This window comes from Salmonella sp. K21076 (assembly GCF_039650795.1).
Classification (GTDB): Bacteria; Pseudomonadota; Gammaproteobacteria; order Enterobacterales; family Enterobacteriaceae; genus Salmonella; species Salmonella enterica.
The window spans coordinates 1-3966 of the sequence record NZ_JBCLYA010000010.1 but is presented as its reverse complement, the minus strand read 5'-3'; the positions used below and the strand labels follow the sequence as shown (position 1 = coordinate 3966).

Sequence of the window (3966 nt, the reverse complement as noted above, 5' to 3'; positions counted from 1 at the left end):
CCCCCAGCAGCAGGGCAAAGGGGACCATCAGCCAGGTGAACATGGTGTTAAAGAACGGCTCCCCCACCGAAATGCTGCCCAGCCCCAGCTGTTTGTGCACCAGCGGCAGCAGGGTACCCAGCAGCACCACCAGCATGGCGGCCATCAGCAGGACGTTGTTGCCGAGCAGCAGCGACTCACGCGACCACAGCGCGTTGTTCACCCGCGAACGCACCCTGTGCCCGCGCACGGCGAACAGCAGCAGCGAGCCGCCGGTGACCAGCACCATAAAGGCGAGGATAAACATTCCGCGCGCCGGGTCGGAGGCGAAGGCGTGCACCGACACCAGCACCCCGGAGCGCACCAGGAAGGTGCCCAGCAGGCACAGCGAGAAGGCGCAGATGGACAACAGCAGCGTCCACGCCTTAAAGCCGGCGCGCTGTTCGGTGACCGCCAGCGAGTGCAGCAGGGCGGTGCCCGCCAGCCACGGCATAAAGGAGGCGTTCTCCACCGGGTCCCAGAACCACCAGCCGCCCCAGCCCAGCTCGTAGTAGGCCCACGCCGAGCCGAGCACGATGCCCAGCGTCAGGAACACCCACGCCGCCAGCGTCCACGGGCGGGCAAAACGGGTGAACGCGCTGTCCAGACGCCCGCTCAGCAGCGCGGCGATGGCGAAGGCGAAGGCCACCGAGAAGCCGACATAGCCCATGTACAGCAGCGGCGGGTGGAAAATCAGCCCCGGGTCCTGCAGCAGCGGGTTCAGGTCGCGCCCCTCCACCGGAAAGGCCGGCAGCGTGCGGGCAAACGGGCCGGAGGTGAACAGGATGAACGCCAGAAAACCGGCGCAGACCATCCCCATCACCGCCAGCACCCGGGCGACGATATCCGCCGGCACCTGCCGGCTGAACACCGCCACCGCCAGGGTCCAGCCGCTCATCAGCAGCACCCACAGCAGCAGCGAGCCCTCGTGCGCCCCCCAGGTGGCGGCCACCCGGTACCACACCGGCAGCTGCGTGTTCGAGTTGCCGGCGACATAGGCCACGGTGAAGTCGTTAACCACAAAGGCGTGCACCAGCACGAAAAACGCGCCCGCCACGCAGATGAACAGCAGCCAGGCGAACACCCCGGCCGACGCCATCATCCGCGCGTCGCCGCGCGCCACGCCCCACAGCGGGTAAACGGACAGCAGCAGCGCCACGCCGAGCGCCAGGCACAGCAGTGCGTGGCCGTATTCAGGCATCATGATGAAGTGTCCTTATCAGCGCGTTGCGGGCGGCGGTGGTTTTCCTGCATCGCCTTTTCCACTTCCGGCGGGGTGTAGTTCTCGTCATGCTTGGCCAGCACCTCGTGCGCCAGGACGTGGTTGCCCTTCTCCAGGGTGCCCTGCACCACCACCCCCTGCCCCTCGCGGAACAGGTCCGGCAGTATCCCCTCATAGCTCACCGTCACCGACCCTTCGGCGTCGTAGAGGCTGAAGTTCACCTTCAGCGAGTCCGGGTCGCGCCTGACGCTGCCGGGCATCACCATCCCGCCGACGCGCAGGCGCTGGCCCACCGCCGGCAGCTGCTGCGTCTCGCGCTTGCCGTAGAGGATTTCGCCGGGGGTATAGAACAGGTCGATATTCGCGCGCAGCGCGTACAGGACCAGGGCGGTGGTCAGCGCCAGGCCCGCCAGCACCGCGCAGACCACCCATAGCCGGTTTTTACGTCGCAGGTTCACGCGGCCTCCTGTTGCGCCTGTGCGGCACGCATCCGCGCCTCGCGCGCCCGCTGCTGCGCCACGCCGCGCAGAATGGCCCGGCGCTGCAGCACCGTGTGCAGCGCCAGCAGCGCCAGCGGCGCCACGGTCATCGCCACCGCCAGCCAGACAAAAAAGGCGTACCCGCCCATGGCGAAAAAATCGCTCCACGATGAAAATGCCGGACTCACCGGTGCCCCCTTTTCAGTATCAGTTCGCTCACCCACGGGCGGCGTTTTTCCATCAGTAAAATCAGGTTGCGCATCCGCATCAGCGCCAGCGTCATAAAGAGCAGCAGGAAGCCGGCGATGGCCCAGCGCAGCGGCGAGCGCATCGCCGGGTCGATACTCAGCTGCATCCGCGTCGAGCCCTGGTGCAGGGTGTTCCACCACTCGACGGAATAGTGGATAACCGGCAGGTTCACCACGCCGACCAGCACCAGAATGCCCGCCGCGCGCCCGGCCATTTTACGGTCGTCAAAGGCGTGCCACAGGGCGATGACCCCGGCATAGAGAAACAGCAGCACCAGCTCCGAGGTCAGGCGCGCGTCCCACACCCACCAGGTGCCCCACATCGGTTTGCCCCACGCCGCGCCGGTGACCAGCGCGATGAAGGTGTACACCGCCCCCACCGGCGCCATCGCCGCGACGGCAAGGCTGGCCATTTTCATCTGCCAGACCAGCCCGGTGAACGCCGCCACCGCCATCGCCGCATAGATACCCATCGACCAGATGGCCGCCGGGACATGCAGGTACATAATGCGGTAGCTCTCCCCCTGCTGGTAGTCCGCCGGGGCGAAACCAAAGCCCCGGACCCAGCCCGTGGCCAGCACAATGATGCCGGCTGCCGCCAGCCACGGCACAAGCCTGCCGCAAATCTGATACAGCCGGGGCGGCGCCGCCAGCTGATGAAGGGTTTTCCACATAGTCGTCACCTGACCTCCTGAAACCAGTAAAATGTCCGTCGTGCCGGGGCGCTACTGCGTACTGATGCGCAGCGCCGCCGCGGTGGCGAACGGGCTTAACGTCGCGCTGCCCGCCAGCAGCGCCCCCAGCACCGCCAGATAGCCGTCAACGGGTAAATGCATCGATGCCGCGTCCATCGCCGCGGTGGCGAAAATCAGCACCGGGACACTCAGCGGCAGCACCAGAATGCCCAGCAGGACGCCGCCGCGCCGCAGGCCGGCCGTCAGCCCGACGCCCGGCGCGGCGAGAAACCCCAGCGCCGGCGTGCCGAGCAGCAGCGTCAGCGCCATGATTTTCCAGCCGTACACGTCCATCCCCAGCAGCAGCGCCACCAGCGGGGAGAGCATCATCAGCGGCAGGCCGGTCACCGCCCAGTGGGCCAGCACCTTCGCCAGCACCACCGCCGGCAGCGGCACCGGCAGCAGCATCAGCTGCTCCAGGCTGCCGTCCTGCAGGTCGTCGCGAAACAGCCGCTCCAGCGCCAGCAGCGAGGCCAGCAGCGCCGCCACCTGGATGATGCCCGGCGCGATACGCGCCAGCAGCTGCGGCTGCGGCCCGACGCTTAACGGAAACAGGGTGATGACCATCAGGAAGAACCACAGCGGGCCGGCGATGTCCGCGCCGTGGCGGAACGCCACGCGCAGCTCGAGACAGAAGACACGCCACATCACAGCCCGGCCCCCCCGCCGGTCAGCGCCAGGCGGCGGACGGTGTCCGCGGCCCCCGGCAGCGGCTGGTGGGTGGTGAGGATGACCATCCCGCCCTGCGCCGTGTGCGCCGCCATCCGCCGGGTGAGGCGCGCCACGCCGTTAACGTCAATGGCGGTGAACGGCTCGTCGAGCACCCACAGCGCGGCGCGGGTCAGCCACAGGCGGGCCAGCGCCACCCGGCGCTGCTGCCCGGCCGAGAGCTGAGCGACCGGCACGTCCTCAAATCCCGCCAGCCCGGCCTGCGCCAGCGCCTCCGGGAGACGCGCGCCGTCACCGGGGTGGAAAAAGTGCAGGTTCTCCCGCGCCGTCAGGCGGGTTTTTATCCCCGGCTGGTGCCCTATCCACAGCAGGCTGCGATGGAAGCTGTCGCGCACGCGGCGCAGGGGCTCGCCCTGCCAGTACACCTCCCCGCCGTCCGGGCGCGCCAGCCCGGTCAGCAGGCGCAGCAGGGTGGTTTTTCCGGCGCCGTTGCCGCCGGTGACCTGCACCCACTCCCCGGCCTCCACGGTGAACGACAGCCCGCGAAACAGCGTCCTCTCGTCCCGCTCGCAGTACAGATCTCTGGCTTCAAGCAT

General features: G+C 68.4%; 6 protein-coding genes. All 6 read right to left on the bottom strand.

Annotated features, from left to right (window positions below):
- Nucleotides 1-1222 (bottom strand): heme lyase CcmF/NrfE family subunit (locus AAYN39_RS05340; RefSeq protein WP_072101083.1); only part of this gene is annotated, 1222 nt, incomplete at its 3' end.
- Nucleotides 1219-1698 (bottom strand): cytochrome c maturation protein CcmE, encoded by a 480-nt coding sequence (gene ccmE / locus AAYN39_RS05335; RefSeq protein ID WP_001053607.1) that lies wholly within the window; start codon nt 1696-1698, stop codon nt 1219-1221. The genes ccmE and AAYN39_RS05340, both read right to left, overlap by 4 nt.
- A complete protein-coding gene (gene ccmD, locus AAYN39_RS05330) occupies nt 1695-1907 on the bottom strand; it encodes a heme exporter protein CcmD (protein ID WP_000074110.1) in 213 nt (70 codons plus the stop codon). The genes ccmE and ccmD overlap by 4 nt, the downstream gene beginning before the upstream one ends.
- On the bottom strand, nt 1904-2641 hold the full coding sequence (locus tag AAYN39_RS05325) for a heme ABC transporter permease (RefSeq protein ID WP_000266010.1): 738 nt from the start codon (nt 2639-2641) through the stop codon (nt 1904-1906). Before AAYN39_RS05325 ends, ccmD begins: the two co-directional genes overlap by 4 nt.
- Nucleotides 2642-2692: 51 nt before the next feature.
- Nucleotides 2693-3352 (bottom strand): heme exporter protein CcmB, encoded by a 660-nt coding sequence (gene ccmB / locus AAYN39_RS05320; RefSeq protein WP_000990042.1) that lies wholly within the window; start codon nt 3350-3352, stop codon nt 2693-2695.
- The coding region (gene ccmA, locus AAYN39_RS05315; protein WP_000888541.1) for a cytochrome c biogenesis heme-transporting ATPase CcmA at nt 3349-3966 on the bottom strand (618 nt) is incomplete at its 5' end. The genes ccmA and ccmB, both read right to left, overlap by 4 nt.